Below are 16,379 nucleotides of genomic sequence, written 5' to 3' on the forward strand. Positions count from 1 at the left end.
TTAGCGGCGAATGACGCCGACGCTCAAGCCTTCGATCACCAGGTCCTGATCTTTCAGGTTCACTTCAATCGGGGCGAACTCAGGGTTCTCGGCCAGGAGCCAGACCTTGCTGCCTTCGCGCTTGAAGCGTTTGACGGTGACTTCATCGCCGATACGGGCGACGACGATCTGGCCATTACGGGCTTCGCGGGTGGTGTGGACGGCCAGCAGGTCGCCATCGAAGATGCCCACGTCCTTCATGCTCATGCCATGGACCCGCAAGAGGTAGTCGGCGCGCGGATGGAAGAAGGTCGGGTTGATGTTGCAGGATTCCTCGACGTGCTGCTGCGCCAGGATCGGCGCACCGGCAGCGACGCGACCGATGATCGGCAGGGTCGATTCGTCGGCCTTGGCTTCGAAGCCAGGGATGCGGATACCGCGCGAGGCACCGGGGGTCATCTCGATCGCGCCTTTGCGAGCGAGGGCCTTGAGGTGTTCTTCGGCGGCATTGGGGGACTTGAACCCCAGTTCCAGCGCAATTTCCGCTCGCGTCGGCGGGTAGCCGTTGTCATCGAGGCAGCGCTTGATAAAAGCCAGAATCTCAGCTTGGCGTGGCGTCAGTTTTAGCATGTTGATCGCTCTGTCTTTTTATACAGTGACTGGGATTATATACAGTGGACTGCGCTTGGCAATCCTCCTTTTCGCGCGCGCCGCTGGACGGTCATCGTGCAGGCTTCCCACACGCCAGAGATAGCGCTGCCTACAGAGGCGTAAGGATGTGATTAAATAGCGATGAAATACATGACTGCCCGGCCGGAAAGCGAACCCGCAGGCTTGACAAGACACAACCTGAAACGTATGTTTCAAACAAGTGTTTGTCAGGCGGAGTAGCCATGGCCCAGTCGGAAACCGTTGAACGCATTCTCGATGCTGCCGAGCAATTGTTTGCGGAAAAAGGATTTGCTGAAACGTCGTTGCGGCTGATCACCAGCAAGGCTGGGGTTAACCTCGCTGCTGTGAACTACCATTTCGGTTCGAAAAAGGCCCTGATCCAGGCGGTGTTTTCGCGCTTCCTGGGGCCGTTCTGCACCAGCCTTGACCGTGAGCTTGAGCGTCGCCAGGCCAAGGCTGACCACAAGCCGACCCTGGAAGAATTGCTGGAAATCCTCGTTGAGCAGGCCCTGGTGGTTCAGCCCAGGAGCGGCAACGATTTGTCGATCTTCATGCGCCTGCTGGGCCTGGCGTTCAGCCAGAGCCAGGGGCACCTGCGGCGTTATCTGGAAGACATGTACGGCAAGGTATTTCGTCGCTACATGTTGCTGGTCAACGAAGCCGCTCCGCGTATTCCACCGATTGAACTGTTCTGGCGCGTGCACTTCATGCTCGGTGCCGCCGCGTTCAGCATGTCCGGGATCAAGGCGTTGCGGGCGATTGCCGAGACTGATTTCGGCGTCAACACCTCCATTGAACAGGTCATGCGCCTGATGGTGCCGTTCCTGGCCGCCGGCATGCGCGCCGAAACCGGTGTGACCGACGCCGCCATGGCCGCCGCCCAATTGCGTCCACGCAGCAAGTCCGTGCCAACGCCCGCCAAGGTTTGACCGCGCCGGGTGGGCGCGGCCGCTTGCATCCGCTAAGCTAGCGGCCCATGCCGAATTCAGCTATTTACTCGCAACCCGTTGTGCTCACCGTGCCTGGTGAGGGCAACGGGTTGTGTGCGTTATTTAAGGAAGGTTTATGACTGCTGCCCTGCAAGGTTCTTTGATGGTCGACGTTGCCGGCACCTGGCTCACGGCCGAGGACCGCCACCTGCTGCGCCAGCCTGAAGTGGGTGGCCTGATTATCTTTGCGCGCAACATCGAGCATCCGCGTCAGGTGCGGGCGTTGAGTGCGGCGATTCGTGCCGTGCGTCCGGACCTGCTGTTGGCCGTCGATCAGGAAGGTGGCCGCGTACAGCGTCTGCGTCAGGGGTTTGTGCGCTTGCCGGCCATGCGTGCCTTGGCGGATAACCCCAACGCCGAATACCTGGCCGAACAATGCGGCTGGATTATGGCGACTGAAGTGTTGGCCGTTGGCTTGGACCTGAGCTTCGCCCCGGTGCTGGACCTGGACTACCAACGCAGCGCGGTGGTTGGCACCCGCTCGTTCGAAGGCGATCCCGTGCGCGCCGCCGTGCTGGCCGGTGCCTTTATCCGTGGCATGAACAGCGCCGGCATGGCGGCCACCGGCAAGCATTTTCCTGGTCACGGTTGGGCCGAGGCCGATTCCCACGTTGCCATTCCCAATGATGAACGCAGTCTTGAGCAGATTCGTGCGCATGATCTGGTGCCTTTCGCGCGCTTGAGCAAGCAATTGGCGGCGGTGATGCCGGCCCACGTCATCTACCCGCAAGTCGATGCCCAGCCAGCCGGGTTCTCACGCCGCTGGTTGCAGGACATCCTGCGCGGCGAGTTGCAGTTCGATGGGGTGATTTTCAGCGATGACCTGTCCATGGCCGGTGCCCATGTGGTGGGCGATGCCGCCAGTCGCATCGAAGCGGCGCTGACGGCAGGTTGCGACATGGGGTTGGTATGCAATGATCGCGCGGCTGCTGAGCTGGCGCTGACCGCCGCCCAGCGCATGAAGGTCAAGCCATCAGCTCGAATCGCACGCATGCGCGGCCAGGCGATTGCGTCGACGGACTACAAGCAGGACCCGCGCTGGTTGGCGGCGCTTACCGCGTTGCGGGATGCTCAGTTGATCGGCTGAACACCGCGTCGCGGCTATCGCAGGCTTGCCTGCGATAGCGGTCTAACCGTCAACGCTTCTCTTGCTTGTGCGGCAACGGCGCAAACAACGCTTCAATGTCCTCATTGCCCAGTTGCCAGTCCCCGGTGGTGCGCCCGTCCAGCACGCCCGCTGCCAGGTCGGATTTTTCCTTCTGCAGGTGCTGGATTTTCTCCTCCACCGTGCCTCGGGCAATCATCTTGTAGACGAACACCGGCTTCTCCTGACCGATGCGATAGGCGCGGTCGGTGGCCTGGTTTTCCGTGGCCGGGTTCCACCAAGGATCGTAGTGGATCACCGTATCGGCTTCGGTCAAGTTCAGGCCGACGCCCCCGGCCTTCAAGCTGATCAGAAAAATCTGTAGCTTGCCGCTCTGGAAATCCTTCACCGGTGTGCGTCGATCCCTTGTCTGGCCGGTGAGCAGTGCGTAGGCCACGCCACGTTTTTTCAGCTCGACTTCGATCAGGCTCAACATCGATGTGAACTGGGAAAACAGCAGGATCCGCCGGCCTTCCTCAAACAGCTCCGCAAGCATTTCCATCAAGCTATCAAGCTTGCCCGAGCTGCTGCCACGGGCGGGCAGGGTTGCATCGTTGACCAGGCGCAGGTCGCAGCACACCTGGCGCAGCTTCAGCAGTGCCTCAAGAATGATGATCTGGCTGCGTGCCACGCCCTTGCGAGTGATCTCGTCGCGCACCTTTTTGTCCATGGCCAGGCGCATGGTTTCGTACACGTCGCGCTGGGCCTCATTGAGGTCGACCCAGTGGATGATCTCGGTCTTGGGTGGCAGCTCTGTTGCCACCTGCTCCTTGGTGCGGCGCAGCAGGAAGGGTTTTATCCGACCGTTCAGGTGTTGCAATCGCACATCGCTGGCGCGCTTTTCGATGGGCGTGCGGTAGTCGCGGTTGAAGCTTTTTACGTCGCCCAGCCAGCCTGGGAGCAGGAAGTGGAACAACGACCAGAGCTCGCCCAAATGGTTTTCCAGCGGCGTGCCGCTCAGGCACAGGCGCTGTCGTGCATTCAACTCACGTGCGGCCTGGGCCGCCTTGCTGGACGGGTTCTTGATGTACTGGGCCTCATCGAGGATCAGCACATGCAGGGGCAGGGCTGCGAGCTGTTCGATGTCCTTGGGCAGTAGGGCGTAGGTGGTCAGCAGCAGGTCATAGTCCTGCAGGGTCGCGAAATGTTTCTTACGTGCGGCGCCATACAGTGCCAACACGTTGAGTTGCGGTGTGAAGTGCGCTGCCTCATCCAGCCAGTTGGGAATCAGGCTGGTGGGCATTACCACCATGCACGGTCGATCCAGGCGCCCGGCGATTTTCTCCGTGAGAATATGCGCCAGGGTCTGCAGGGTTTTGCCCAGTCCCATGTCATCCGCCAGTATCCCGCCAACCTCCAGCTGGCGCAGTGACTGCATCCAGCTCAAGCCTTCCAGCTGGTACGGACGCAAGGTCGCGTTCAGCCCTTCTGGGGCCACGCAGGTGAAGTCCTTGATGTCTCGGAGGCGCTGGGCAAAGTTGCGGATCTTCTCGCCACCTTCCCATTGCAGCGGTAGATCTTCCAGCGGGTTCAACCGAATCGCGTCGGCCTTCGCCAGGCGCAGTGTGGTGGTACCGGTGTCCTGCAGGTAGAACTCGCCGAGGGTAGCGAGCACCGGTTTCAGACGGCCGTAGGGCAGGGCGACTTGCAGCGGACCATGCCCGCCATTGGGCAGGCCGGGGATGTTCACCAGGATCAGTTCATCATCGCGGCGGCGTGCGAGTTTTTCCGGGTTGAGGATCTCGGTGTGGGAGCGCATCAGGTTCAGCAGGATCGGCAGCAGGCTCAGCCGCTCACCGTTGACGATAATTCCCAGCTCCAGGTCGAACCAATCGCGCTCCGGGCCTTCATCGACGGTGGCGTACCAGTCATCGACGGCGCTCAGGTCGAAGCCGAAATCCTCATCGATCTGCAACTCCCAACCCTCGGCGCGCAAGGTCGGTGATGCATTGAGGGTGAAGTTCAGCCAGGCGCTGTCATTGACCATCTCGAACAACTCGCCGGCGCTTTCCGGCAGCGCCTTGCTCTGGCGCGTGGCGATCTTGAAACCCAGTAGGCGCAGTTGTTCACGGTACGGCTGCTCAAGCTCCGGATGCCGCTTGATGCGCAGGCTTTGGGTTTCCTGGCGCACGATGATGTCGGCGTTTTTCTGCCCGCTGACATAGTTGCCCAAGTAGTTGAACGACAGCGCCGCGCGATGCTGGATATAGCGCTGCATCTTGCCGTTGCGCGGTTCAAAGGCACTGAACTCGACACTGGCGAGCCACAAGCGCGGCACGGGCACGACATCCTCCATCACCACCTGCGGCAACGCCACCCGGTTTTCCAGCACGGCCTGGAGTTTTTCCAGCAGCTCGGCATCTTGTGCAGCGGCCGGGTAGGCCAGGGTTTCCTGGACCTTGAGCAGCACCGCCGCGATATGTTTGCAGTTGGTGTGCACCGGGCAAGTGCAGCGGCTGTCCACCAGGATCAGCGTGCCTTTGGCCGATTCGCGCAGCGAAATGGTCTGCCGGTAGACGTTGCCGCCCGAGCCTTCGCAACTGGCGACAATGGTGCTGTCACCGCACTCGACAATGCGCACCCGGTTCTCCAGGGCATAACGTCGCCCGCGCTCCAGGCTTTGCTCTTTAAAGCGATTGGCCCACGAAGGGGCCAGGGGTTTGGTCAGCGACGCTGTCAGGGGCATGGCGCTGGATCAGTCCTGGATGTCGGGCGGTGGCGCGCTGGGGGGCTTGGCGGTCAGCGAGGTGATCTTGATCAGCAACGCCAGGTGGCCGCCGTCCAGGTAGTTGAGCTGGTTGTTCTTGGTGCGCACATCGGTCTGGCTCAAGTGTTCGCTGGCGATCACGCTGCCGTTGGCGTCGAACTGGTTGATCCAGAAGTTCGCATCGATATCGGTAAAACGCCCCAATTGCAGGCTCAACACGCCCTCGATGGGAAACTGGCCGAACTGCTCCTGGCCGTCGGTGATGGCGACTTTGACCGGCTGATCGCCGAGGTTCTGCTCCCAGGCCTTGTGCGCCAGCACCGTGTAGCTTGAGTCGGCACGCAGCTTGTCGACGATATTACTCAGGCGCGGCGGGCTCAACTTATCACCCAGGCGCACGGCGCCGGCATCCCAGTTTTCCGGCGCGGCGCGGCTGTTGATCACCGGCTCCGCGTTCTGGCGCACCAGGATCATTTCCACCTGGTAGGGGCTGTCGGCGAACGCCGCAGGTGCCGCTACCACCAACAACAGGCTCAAAATGCGGAACAGGCGCATCGGGGCGTCCTTCAAGCAGATTTCGGGATGAGGCGCTCGAACAACGCCTCCAATGTATTAAAGCGTTCTTCGGCACGTTCCATCGGCACCATGAACTTGAACAGCGTAGCCCCTTCGAACTTGTAGCGGTTGGGCTGGCCCTGGATCAGCTTGATCAGCACCAGTGGATCCACCGGTGTCTGCGCCTCGAACTCGATGCGCCCACCCTGCGGCCCGGCGTCGACTTTCTTGATGCCAAGCTGCTCGGCCTGCAATTTCAGCAGGGTCAGGCGCACCAGGTTCTTGGTCGGTTCCGGCAACAGGCCGAAGCGGTCGATCATCTCCACTTGCAGGTCCTTGAGACCTTCTTCGTCGGTGGCCGAGGCGATGCGTTTGTACAGGATCAGCCGCGCATGCACATCCGGCAGGTAGTCTTCGGGAATCAACGCCGGCAAGCGCAGGTTGATCTCCGGACCGCCGCCCAGCGGTTGATCGAGGTTCGGTTGCTCGCCTTTGCGGATGGCTTTCACCGCGCGCTCAAGCATCTCCATATACAGGGTGAAACCGACCGCCTGGATCTGCCCGCTCTGGCCGTCGCCCAGCAGTTCACCGGCACCACGGATTTCCAGGTCGTTGGTGGCCAGTACAAAACCGGCGCCCAGGTCCTGGGTGTTGGCGATGGCTTCCAGGCGCTTTTCGGCGTCGGAGGTGATCTGTTGGCGCGGCGGCGTCAGCAGGTAGGCATACGCCTGGTGGTGACTACGCCCCACCCGGCCGCGCAGTTGGTGCAGTTGGGCCAGGCCGAACTTGTCCGCCCGTTCGATGATGATGGTGTTCGCGCTTGGCACGTCGATACCGGTCTCGATGATGGTCGAGGCGATCAGCACGTTGAAGCGCTTGTGGTAGAAGTCGCTCATCACCTGTTCGAGTTCGCGCTCGCGCATTTGGCCGTGGCCGATGGCGATACGCGCCTCCGGCACCAGCTCGGCGAGGTCGGCGGCGCATTTCTCGATGGTTTTTACGTCGTTGTGCAGGTAGTAAACCTGCCCGCCGCGCAGCAGTTCGCGCAACAGCGCTTCCTTGACCGTGCTCTTGTTCTGCTCCATCACGAAGGTGCGCACCGACAGGCGACGTGCCGGCGGCGTGGCGATGATCGACAGATCGCGCATGCCCGACACCGCCATGTTCAGCGTGCGCGGAATCGGTGTGGCGGTGAGGGTGAGGATGTCGACTTCGCTGCGCAGGGCCTTGAGCTGTTCTTTCTGACGCACACCAAAGCGGTGTTCTTCGTCGATGATCACCAGGCCCAGGTTCTTGATCTTCACATCGTCCGACAGCAGCTTGTGCGTGCCGATCACGATGTCGATCTTGCCTTCGGCCAAATCGGCGATGGCCGCATTCACTTCCTTGGCCGATTTGAAGCGGCTCATGACTTCCACGGTCACTGGCCAGTCGGCAAAGCGGTCGCGGAAGCTGTTGTAGTGCTGCTGGGCGAGCAAGGTGGTGGGGACCAGAATCGCTACTTGCTTGCCGCCATGCACGGCAATAAAAGCGGCGCGCATGGCCACTTCGGTCTTGCCGAAGCCCACGTCGCCGCAGACCAGGCGGTCCATGGGCTTGGGCGCGAGCATGTCGGCGCGCACGGCTTCGATGGTGGTTTGCTGGTCCGGGGTTTCCTCGAAAGCGAAGCCGGCGCTGAAGGTGGCGTAGTCGGCTTTCGGGTCGGCAAACGCGTAGCCTTCGCGCGCCGCGCGGCGTGCATAGATGTCGAGCAGTTCGGCGGCGACGTCGCGCACTTGTTCGGCGGCCTTGCGCTTGGCTTTCTGCCAGGTCTCCGAACCCAGGCGGTGCAGCGGCGCCAGGGCGTCGTCGCTGCCGGTGTAGCGGGCGATCAGATGCAGGTTGGCCACCGGTACATAGAGCTTGGCGCCCTCGGCGTATTCCATGGTGAGGAATTCGGCGGCCTGGTTGTCGATCTCCAGGGTCTGCAAGCCCAGGTAGCGGCCGACCCCGTGGTCGATATGCACCACCGGCGCGCCTTCGCGCAGCTCGGTGAGGTTCTTGATCACGGCATCGTTGTTGGCATCGGCGCGTTTTTCACGGCGGCGGCGCTGCATCACGCGCTGGCCGAATAGCGGGCTTTCGGCAATCAGCGCTAGAGCCGGATCATCCAGCAACAGGCCTTCGTCCAGCGGCGCGATGGTGATCGCCAGGCGCTCTTTGCTTTTGACAAAATCGGGCCAGCTGTCGACGGTTTTCGGTCGCAGCTTCAGGCGTTCGAGCAGTTCCAGCAGCACTTCGCGACGGCCTGCGGACTCGGCGGTAAACAGCACGCGGCCAGGGAAGTCGCCGAGGAAGTTGGACAGCGCTTCCAGCGGTTGCGTGGCTTTGGCCTGGATCGCCAGGTCCGGCAGTGTTGCCGCCGGGAAGCGTTCACGGCCAGCGCCGGTTTCCACATCCTGCTGGCTGGCGACCACACGCGGCCAGCTTTTCAGGCGCGCGAAGCAGTCTTCCACTGGCAGGAACAGTTCTGCAGGCGGCAATAAAGGACGGGACGGATCGACGCGGCGCTCTTCATAGCGGTTACGCACGTCGTTCCAGAAGTTTTCTGCGGCCTGTTCGATACCCGGCAGCGAGAACACCTGGGTGTCCTGGGGCAGGTAATCGAAAAGGGTGGAGGTTTCGTCAAAGAACAACGGCAGGTAGTACTCGATACCGGCCGGGGTAATCCCGCTGCTGAGGTCCTGGAAGATCGGGCAGCGGCGGAAGTCCACGTCGAAGCGTTCACGGAAGCGCGCCTTGAAGCGGGTGACCGCGTCTTTTTGCAGCGGGAATTCCCGCGCGGGGAGCAGCTTGACCGAGTCGACTTTATCAATGGAGCGCTGGTTTTCCGGATCGAAGGTACGCAGGGTCTCGATTTCGTCATCGAACAGGTCGATGCGGTACGGCAACTTGCTGCCCATCGGGAACAGGTCGATCAGCGCCCCGCGCACGGCGAATTCGCCGTGCTCGTACACCGTGTCCACGCAGCGGTAGCCGCTGGCTTCCAGGCGCGTGCGCATCTGTTCCACGTCGAGCTTCTGACCGATATCCAGCACCAGGCTGCTGCCCAGCAGGAACTTGGTCGGCGCCAGACGATGCAGCGCCGTGGTAATAGGCACCACCAGCACGCCATGGGCCAGTTCCGGCAGGCGGTACAGGCTGGCGATACGCTGGGAGATGATGTCCTGGTGCGGCGAGAACAGGTCGTAGGGCAGGGTTTCCCAGTCGGGGAAGTGCAGCACCGGCAAATCGGGGGCGAAGAAGCTCAGCTCCTGCTCCAACCGTTCGGCGCTTTGGCTGTCGGCGGTGAGCAGCAGGGTAAAGCGCTTGGCTGCGCTGGCAGCCTCGGCGATGGCCAGGCTCAGGGCGGCACCGGGCAGGTTGCCCCAGTGCTGTTTACCTGCCGCGGCAGGGAGAAGCGGTAGACGCAGAACGGGCACGGAAGGTTGAGCTCCAAGCGTTGCGACAAAGTCGGTAATTGTAACGGCCCAAGGTGCCGCCTGTCAGTTTCTGACTGAGCCTATTACGGTTTATGGGAAATGTAGTGGCTAAGACAAACAATGGCGGGTTTTGACTCAGTATGTAGTGCCAAAATGTACGCGTTTTTCGGAGGGTTACGGACAAGTTGTCTTGCGCGTGCCATTAGTGGCCTTCTGGAACCCGCGTATTTACTGGGCTGTAGCGGGGTGTCAATTTTCCGCAAGGGCTTTTTGTTGCTGAAGGCGCATTGCTCCGGGGGCGGTCGGGCGGCATAATGTAGCCCCTTTTTTCAGCCCCTACATGTGGAAGGTTCCCGTGACTCAGAAGCCCGACCAGTGTCTTGGTGAATGGATCGACCGTGAAGCACTCGCAGAAGCGATGATCCCGCTTATCGGTCAGCTGTACCGCAATAACAATGTGGTGAGCTCGATCTATGGCCGCAGCCTGATCAACCAGTCCGTCATCGCGATTCTCAAAGCCCACCGCTTTGCGCGTCACCGTTCCGCCGACGACAGCGAACTCTCCGTCCACGAAACATTCCCACTGCTTAAGGCCATGAGCGAGCTCAAGCTCGGCGCGGCATCGGTAGACCTGGGCAAGCTGGCCTACAAATTCCGCAAGGAAGGCGCCGGCCGTACCGCCGAGCAGTTCGTGCGTGAAGAAATGGCCGATGTGGTTGGCCAGCAAAACGCCGCTGCCCGCAAAGGCACCGACGTTGTGCTGTACGGCTTCGGTCGTATCGGCCGCCTGCTGGCACGCATCCTGATCGAAAAAACCGGTGGCGGCGACGGCCTGCGCCTGCGTGCCATCGTGGTGCGTAAAGGCGCCGAGAACGACCTGACCAAGCGTGCCAGCCTGCTGCGCCGCGATTCGGTACACGGCCCGTTCAACGGCACCATCGTCATCGACGAAGAAAACAACACCATCACCGCCAACGGTAACCTGATCCAGGTGATCTACGCGAAGAACCCGTCCGAGGTGGATTACACCCAGTACGGCATCAAGGACGCCCTGCTGGTGGACAACACCGGTGTATGGCGTGACGCCGAAGGTCTGGGCCAGCACTTGGCCTGCCCGGGTGTTGACCGCGTTGTCCTGACCGCGCCTGGCAAAGGCAAGCTGAAGAACATCGTTCACGGCATCAACCACGCTGAAATCACCGCTGACGACAAGATCGTTTCCGCCGCTTCCTGCACCACCAACGCCATCGTGCCGGTGCTGAAGGCTGTGAATGACAAGTTCGGCATCGTCAACGGCCACGTTGAAACCGTTCACTCGTACACCAACGACCAGAACCTGATCGACAACTTCCACAAAGGCGATCGCCGTGGCCGCAGCGCTGCGTTGAACATGGTGATCACCGAGACCGGTGCTGCCACCGCTGCTGCCAAGGCCTTGCCTGAGCTGGCCGGCAAACTGACCGGTAATGCGATCCGCGTTCCGACGCCAAACGTGTCGATGGCCATTCTCAACCTGAACCTTGAGAAAGCCGCTACCCGTGAAGAGATGAACGAGTACCTGCGCTACATGGCGCTGCACTCCGATCTGCATAAGCAAATCGACTTCGTCAACTCGCAGGAAGTGGTCTCCACCGACTTCGTGGGCTCGCGCCACGCCGGTGTGGTGGACGCCGAAGCGACCATTACCCAGGACAACCGCGTTGTACTGTACGTGTGGTACGACAACGAGTTCGGCTACAGCTGCCAGGTGGTTCGCGTGATGGAAGACATGGCCGGGGTCAACCCGCCTGCGTTCCCGCGCTAAGCATTAGCGTTGAATGAAAAAGCCCCGACTGGTTCGGGGCTTTTTTTATGGCTGGGGGTTTTGTGTTGTTTGGTGGGGCCTCTTCGCAGGCAAGCCAGCTCCCACATTCTGATAGGTGCATACATTCAAATGTGGGAGCTGGCTTGCCTGCGATGGGGCCTTCAGTCCAAAAGCTTGTTGCGCAGGCTGGCGGACAACCCCTCGGGCGCCAACCAAATCCCGAGGTAGGCCCGCGCCAGCGCGTCATCGCGGCTGCTGAACACCACTTGCCCATTGATCTCCAGGTGCAAGCCACGCCCTGGTCGATAATCCAGGGCGTATCGATCACCGGCTTGAATATTACGAAAGCGAGCATGCAGTTTTTCCAGTTCCGGCTTCAAGCTCGCGTTGGCTTGCTGGCGTTCCAGCGTTGTATTGGCCGCCTTGATCACGTCATTGCGGTCGATGTCGCGAAAGTAATACAGCGTCAGGCGCAGCGCTTTTTGTTGCGCCCAAGCCTGCTTGGCGCTCAGGTCGGACGGGGCATACAGCGCAGCCGCGTAAACATCCGCCCAGAGGTAGGTGAGCACCGCCTGGTTTTTCAACGTCAGTTGCTGGGACTGCGCCGGAAAATCGGCCTGCTTCAGACGATCCGCCTCATTGGCCTGCACCGTGATGGACAGCATCAGTAATAAACAGAAAACGACGTGTCGCATAATTGCCCGTCCTGTAAGGGTGCTTGTCGGCAGTGTAATTGCAAATTCCTGATGTTGTAGTAAAGGCAAGACTGGCCTACGACGCGACCAAGGGTTAATGTTCGCGGCGTTGAGCCTTATATAGACTGTGCCCCGGTTCACACACTTGAGCCAAATTGTCCTTCATGACCGCTGGCCGCGGCATGATTTAGCCCGGCGTCCAACCGTACGCCTGGCCTGTTCTGAGGAGTACGCATGGCTGTCTACAACTACGACGTGGTGGTACTGGGTTCCGGCCCGGCTGGAGAAGGTGCGGCGATGAACGCCGCCAAAGCGGGGCGCAAGGTGGCGATGGTCGATAGCCGTCGCCAGGTCGGCGGTAACTGCACCCACCTGGGCACCATCCCGTCCAAGGCCTTGCGTCACTCGGTGCGCCAGATCATGCAGTTCAATACCAACCCGATGTTCCGGGCCATTGGTGAGCCGCGCTGGTTCTCGTTCCCGGACGTGCTCAAAAGCGCCGAGAAAGTCATCTCCAAGCAAGTCGCCTCGCGTACCGGCTACTACGCCCGTAACCGCGTCGACTTGTTCTTTGGCACTGGCAGCTTCGCCGACGAGCAAACCATCGAAGTGGTCTGCCCCAACGGCGTGGTCGAGAAGCTGGTGGCCAAACACATCATCATCGCCACGGGTTCGCGTCCGTATCGTCCGGCAGACATCGATTTCCACCACCCGCGTATCTACGATAGCGACACCATCCTGAGCCTGGGCCACACCCCGCGCAAACTGATCATCTACGGCGCCGGGGTGATCGGCTGTGAATACGCCTCGATCTTCAGCGGCCTGGGTGTACTGGTCGAACTGGTGGACAACCGCGACCAGTTGCTGAGCTTCCTCGACTCGGAAATTTCCCAGGCGTTGAGCTACCACTTCAGCAACAACAACATCACTGTGCGCCACAACGAAGAGTACGAGCGGGTCGAAGGCCTGGATAACGGCGTGATCCTGCACCTCAAGTCCGGCAAGAAGATCAAGGCCGACGCCTTGCTGTGGTGCAACGGCCGCACTGGTAACACCGACAAGCTGGGCATGGAAAACATCGGAGTCAAGGTCAACAGCCGTGGCCAGATCGAAGTCGATGAGAACTACCGCACCTGCGTGACCAACATTTACGGCGCCGGTGATGTGATTGGCTGGCCGAGCCTGGCCAGTGCCGCCCATGACCAGGGCCGTTCAGCCGCTGGCAGCATTGTCGACAATGGCAGCTGGCGCTATGTGAACGACGTACCGACCGGGATCTACACCATTCCGGAGATCAGCTCGATCGGTAAGAACGAGCACGAACTGACCAAGGCCAAGGTGCCTTACGAAGTGGGCAAGGCGTTCTTCAAGAGCATGGCGCGTGCGCAGATCGCCGGTGAGCCGCAAGGCATGCTGAAGATCCTGTTCCACCGTGAAACCCTGGAAGTCCTCGGCGTGCATTGCTTCGGCTACCAGGCCTCGGAGATCGTGCATATCGGCCAGGCGATCATGAACCAGCCGGGCGAACTCAATACCCTCAAGTACTTCGTCAACACCACGTTCAATTACCCGACCATGGCGGAAGCCTATCGGGTAGCGGCCTACGACGGCCTCAACCGGCTTTTTTGAGCGGCTCCGGCCGGTGGCCTGAGCCGGCCGGGGAGACCGATTTCAGTAATTCCCGAGGGTGGCAGTGGCCAAACCGGGAAAGTCTGTAATCAGGCTATCTACGCCGAAGTCGGCGAGCCTGCGCATCAGCGCAGGTTCGTTGACTGTCCACACGGACACGTGCAAGCCCTGGCGCTGGGCTTTTTCCAGACGTTCAGGGGTGCACAACGTCCAGTTCAGCGCCAGAATCTCACAGCCGTAGTTCTGCGCGACCTTTAGCGGGTCGAGCCAGGCGTATTCTGCGACCAGGCCGCGTGATAGGTCGGGGGTGAGTTCAACGGCTGCTTTCAACACTTCCCGCGAACTTGAGGTGACGGTGACTTTGTCCATCAAGCCAAAGCGCACGGCCATTTCGCGAATCGCCAGCACGGTGGTGGCGGCGCGGGTGCGTGAAGCGCTTTTGACCTCCAGTTGCCAGTGATCGAAATCGCACTTTTCGAACAGCTCTTCCAGGCGCGGGATCGGGCAAGGGTTGACCCAGCCCGGTCCACCCTTGCGCGCGTCCATTTTCACCAGGTCCGCCGCCGAGTACTCGACGACTTTGCCGCGCCGGTCGGCGGTGCGCTTGAGGGTCGGGTCGTGGATGACCATCAGCTCGCCGTCCATGGACAGGTGCAAATCCAGTTCGCAGCGGCGTACACCGTGCTTGAGGCACTCCTGGAAGCTGGTCAGGGTGTTTTCCGGTGCTTCGCCTTTGGCACCGCGGTGGCCGTAGATCAGGGTCACAGTTGCTCCTTTACGCCAGATCGTCTGGCGGGGTGAGTGCGAGAATTCAAATGTCTTGGGCGTCGCTCTGTTCCCGCGCCAGGCGCCGTTCCTGGGCCTGTTTCTGCAGGATGTAGCGCGCCAGCAGTTGGCGTTGGGCGTCGGTCATGGCTTCGAATTCCGTGCCGACGTCGAAGCCTGCGCCTTTGGGTTCGCAATGCGTGACTCGCGCGCGCAGCAGCAGGCCGAGCGCCTGGGGCATTAGCACCAGCTTGACCGCCAGGTGTGCGCCGGCCGGCAGGGGGTGGGGTGCTGGAAATCGATGCCACCTTCGGAAATGATCACCGGTTGCGGTGCGCCGACCTCATCCAGCAGGCCGCGCGCCATGATCTGGCTGAGCAGATCCAGGCGTTTGTTCTGCACGCGGAGGAAGGCCGCGAGGGTGCGATCCTTCTCGCTGAGCTGGCGCAGCAGGTGCTGGGCTTCGAATTCACTCAGGTGCAATTCACTGAGTAAATTGAACAGTGGAGAATCATCCAGCAACACTTCCTTGCTCGCCGCCTCGGGGGCAGACAGGCTTTTGATTTGAAGTGCGATCATGTCGTCGATACGGTAGTATTCGCGGCGTTCTTCTTCATCTAATGTCGACATGGCGAACCCCAGCTAGCGGTAATGGTCAGAGTGTAAAGCTGCTTACCAGACCCCGCCACCGGGACGTCTTCTTTTCCTCCGAACAAGCCCCGACATGTTCAGACCTCTCTTCGTATTTATCGGCACGCGTTATACCCGTGCAAAGCGTCGCAATCATTTTGTGTCGTTCATTTCCCTGACGTCGATGATCGGGCTCGCCTTGGGCGTGGTCGTGATGATCGTGGTGCTGTCGGTGATGAATGGCTTCGATCATGAGATGCGTACCCGCGTGCTGGGCATGGTGCCCCACGCGACCATCGAGGGCGATGCGCCCATCAGCGACTGGCAGAGCCTGGCCGACAAGGTCAAGCAGAACCCCAAGGTGCTGGCCGTAGCGCCGTTCACCCAGATGCAGGGGTTGCTGACCAACGATGGCAAGGTGCAGAAGATCCTGCTCAATGGCATCGACCCGGCCCAGGAACGCAACGTCTCGATCATCGACAAGTTCATGTTGTCGGGCAAACTCGATGACCTGGCGCCCGGCAGCTTCGGCATTGTCATCGGCGACAAGGCCGCGGCCAAGCTCGGCGTGGGTCTTGGCGACAAGCTGACCTTCGTCGCGCCGGAAGTCACTGTGACCCCGGCCGGCATGTTCCCGCGCATGAAGCGCTTCACCGTTGTCGGCACCTTCCACGTCGGCGCCGGCGAGATCGACGGCTACCTCGGCCTGACCAACCTCACGGACCTGGCGCGCCTGCATCGCTGGCAGCCGGACCAGGTGCAGGGCCTGCGCCTGAAGTTCGCCGACCTGTTCGATGCGCCGCGCGGCGCCTGGGAAATTGCCCAGCACCTGGGCGAGTCCCAGTACTACGCCCGCGACTGGACCCGTACCCACGGCAACCTGTACCAGGCCATTCGCATGGAAAAAGCCATGATCGGCCTGTTGTTGCTGCTGATTGTCGCCGTGGCGGCCTTCAACATCATCTCCACGCTGGTGATGGTGGTGAACGACAAGAAGGGCGATATCGCCATCCTGCGTACCCTCGGCGCCACGCCGGGGCAGATCATGGCGATCTTCATGGTGCAGGGCACCGTGATCGGCGTGGTCGGCACCTTGATCGGCACGGCCGTCGGCATTCTGGCCGCGCTGAACGTCAGTGCGGCCATCGCTGGCCTCGAAACCCTGATCGGCCACAAGTTTCTCAACGCCGACGTTTACTTCATCGACTACTTGCCGTCCCAGGTTCAGGCCCAGGACGTGTTGATGGTGGGCGGCGCCGCGTTGGTCCTGAGTTTCCTTGCCACCCTGTATCCAGCCTGGCGCGCGGCACGTACCCAGCCAGCACAGGCCTTACGTTATGAGTGAATCG

General features: G+C 61.0%; 11 protein-coding genes and 1 pseudogene. 5 read left to right on the forward strand and 7 right to left on the reverse strand.

Annotated elements, in window-relative coordinates; translation table 11 throughout:
* The gene (lexA, locus tag AB4N92_RS19820) at positions 1–609 is read right to left on the reverse strand and encodes a transcriptional repressor LexA (protein WP_003172575.1); all 609 of its coding nucleotides are present in this window, start codon (positions 607–609) and stop codon (positions 1–3) included.
* Between the two features lie 263 nt (positions 610–872).
* On the opposite strand from lexA, the gene AB4N92_RS19825 reads away from it, so the two are divergent.
* Both AB4N92_RS19825 and nagZ read left to right on the forward strand, forming a co-directional pair.
* Positions 873–1,580, forward strand: a complete 708-nt coding sequence (locus AB4N92_RS19825; protein WP_010212061.1) for a TetR/AcrR family transcriptional regulator — start codon at positions 873–875, stop codon at positions 1,578–1,580.
* A 136-nt stretch (positions 1,581–1,716) separates the two neighbouring features.
* The gene (gene nagZ, locus AB4N92_RS19830) at positions 1,717–2,727 is read left to right on the forward strand and encodes a beta-N-acetylhexosaminidase (RefSeq protein WP_021490988.1); all 1,011 of its coding nucleotides are present in this window, start codon (positions 1,717–1,719) and stop codon (positions 2,725–2,727) included.
* Positions 2,728–2,776: 49 nt separating this feature from the next.
* Here the strand turns inward: nagZ and AB4N92_RS19835 are convergent, their stop codons facing one another.
* Genes AB4N92_RS19835 through mfd form a run of 3 tightly spaced genes read right to left on the reverse strand, consistent with a single transcriptional unit; the run spans position 2,777 to position 9,507 of the window.
* Positions 2,777–5,470: a DEAD/DEAH box helicase gene (locus tag AB4N92_RS19835; RefSeq protein ID WP_137206446.1), complete on the reverse strand. Its 2,694-nt coding sequence runs from the start codon at positions 5,468–5,470 to the stop codon at positions 2,777–2,779.
* A gap of 9 nt (positions 5,471–5,479) precedes the next feature.
* A complete protein-coding gene (locus AB4N92_RS19840; RefSeq protein WP_010212058.1) occupies positions 5,480–6,046 on the reverse strand; it encodes a CsiV family protein in 567 nt (188 codons plus the stop codon).
* An 11-nt stretch (positions 6,047–6,057) separates the two neighbouring features.
* Positions 6,058–9,507 (reverse strand): transcription-repair coupling factor, encoded by a 3,450-nt coding sequence (mfd, locus tag AB4N92_RS19845; RefSeq protein WP_021490986.1) that lies wholly within the window; start codon positions 9,505–9,507, stop codon positions 6,058–6,060.
* A 340-nt stretch (positions 9,508–9,847) separates the two neighbouring features.
* Here mfd and AB4N92_RS19850 point away from each other — a divergent pair, with 340 nt between their 5' ends.
* Positions 9,848–11,311 (forward strand): glyceraldehyde-3-phosphate dehydrogenase, encoded by a 1,464-nt coding sequence (locus AB4N92_RS19850; protein WP_021490985.1) that lies wholly within the window; start codon positions 9,848–9,850, stop codon positions 11,309–11,311.
* Between the two features lie 161 nt (positions 11,312–11,472).
* Here the strand turns inward: AB4N92_RS19850 and AB4N92_RS19855 are convergent, their stop codons facing one another.
* The gene (locus tag AB4N92_RS19855; RefSeq protein ID WP_045791185.1) at positions 11,473–12,006 is read right to left on the reverse strand and encodes a chalcone isomerase family protein; all 534 of its coding nucleotides are present in this window, start codon (positions 12,004–12,006) and stop codon (positions 11,473–11,475) included.
* A 234-nt stretch (positions 12,007–12,240) separates the two neighbouring features.
* Between AB4N92_RS19855 and sthA the strand changes: the two genes are divergently transcribed.
* Positions 12,241–13,635 (forward strand): Si-specific NAD(P)(+) transhydrogenase, encoded by a 1,395-nt coding sequence (sthA, locus tag AB4N92_RS19860; RefSeq protein ID WP_010212052.1) that lies wholly within the window; start codon positions 12,241–12,243, stop codon positions 13,633–13,635.
* A gap of 42 nt (positions 13,636–13,677) precedes the next feature.
* Here the strand turns inward: sthA and AB4N92_RS19865 are convergent, their stop codons facing one another.
* Both AB4N92_RS19865 and AB4N92_RS19870 read right to left on the reverse strand, forming a co-directional pair.
* Complete coding sequence (locus AB4N92_RS19865) at positions 13,678–14,400, reverse strand: glycerophosphodiester phosphodiesterase (RefSeq protein ID WP_010212050.1); 723 nt, start codon at positions 14,398–14,400, stop codon at positions 13,678–13,680.
* 46 nt (positions 14,401–14,446) lie between these two features.
* Positions 14,447–15,030, reverse strand: a pseudogene (locus tag AB4N92_RS19870) (PilZ domain-containing protein).
* A 94-nt stretch (positions 15,031–15,124) separates the two neighbouring features.
* Here AB4N92_RS19870 and AB4N92_RS19875 point away from each other — a divergent pair.
* Complete coding sequence (locus tag AB4N92_RS19875) at positions 15,125–16,375, forward strand: lipoprotein-releasing ABC transporter permease subunit (RefSeq protein ID WP_010212047.1); 1,251 nt, start codon at positions 15,125–15,127, stop codon at positions 16,373–16,375.
* Positions 16,376–16,379: the final 4 nt, after the last annotated feature.

It is taken from the genome of Pseudomonas sp. S3_A09 (assembly GCF_054668065.1).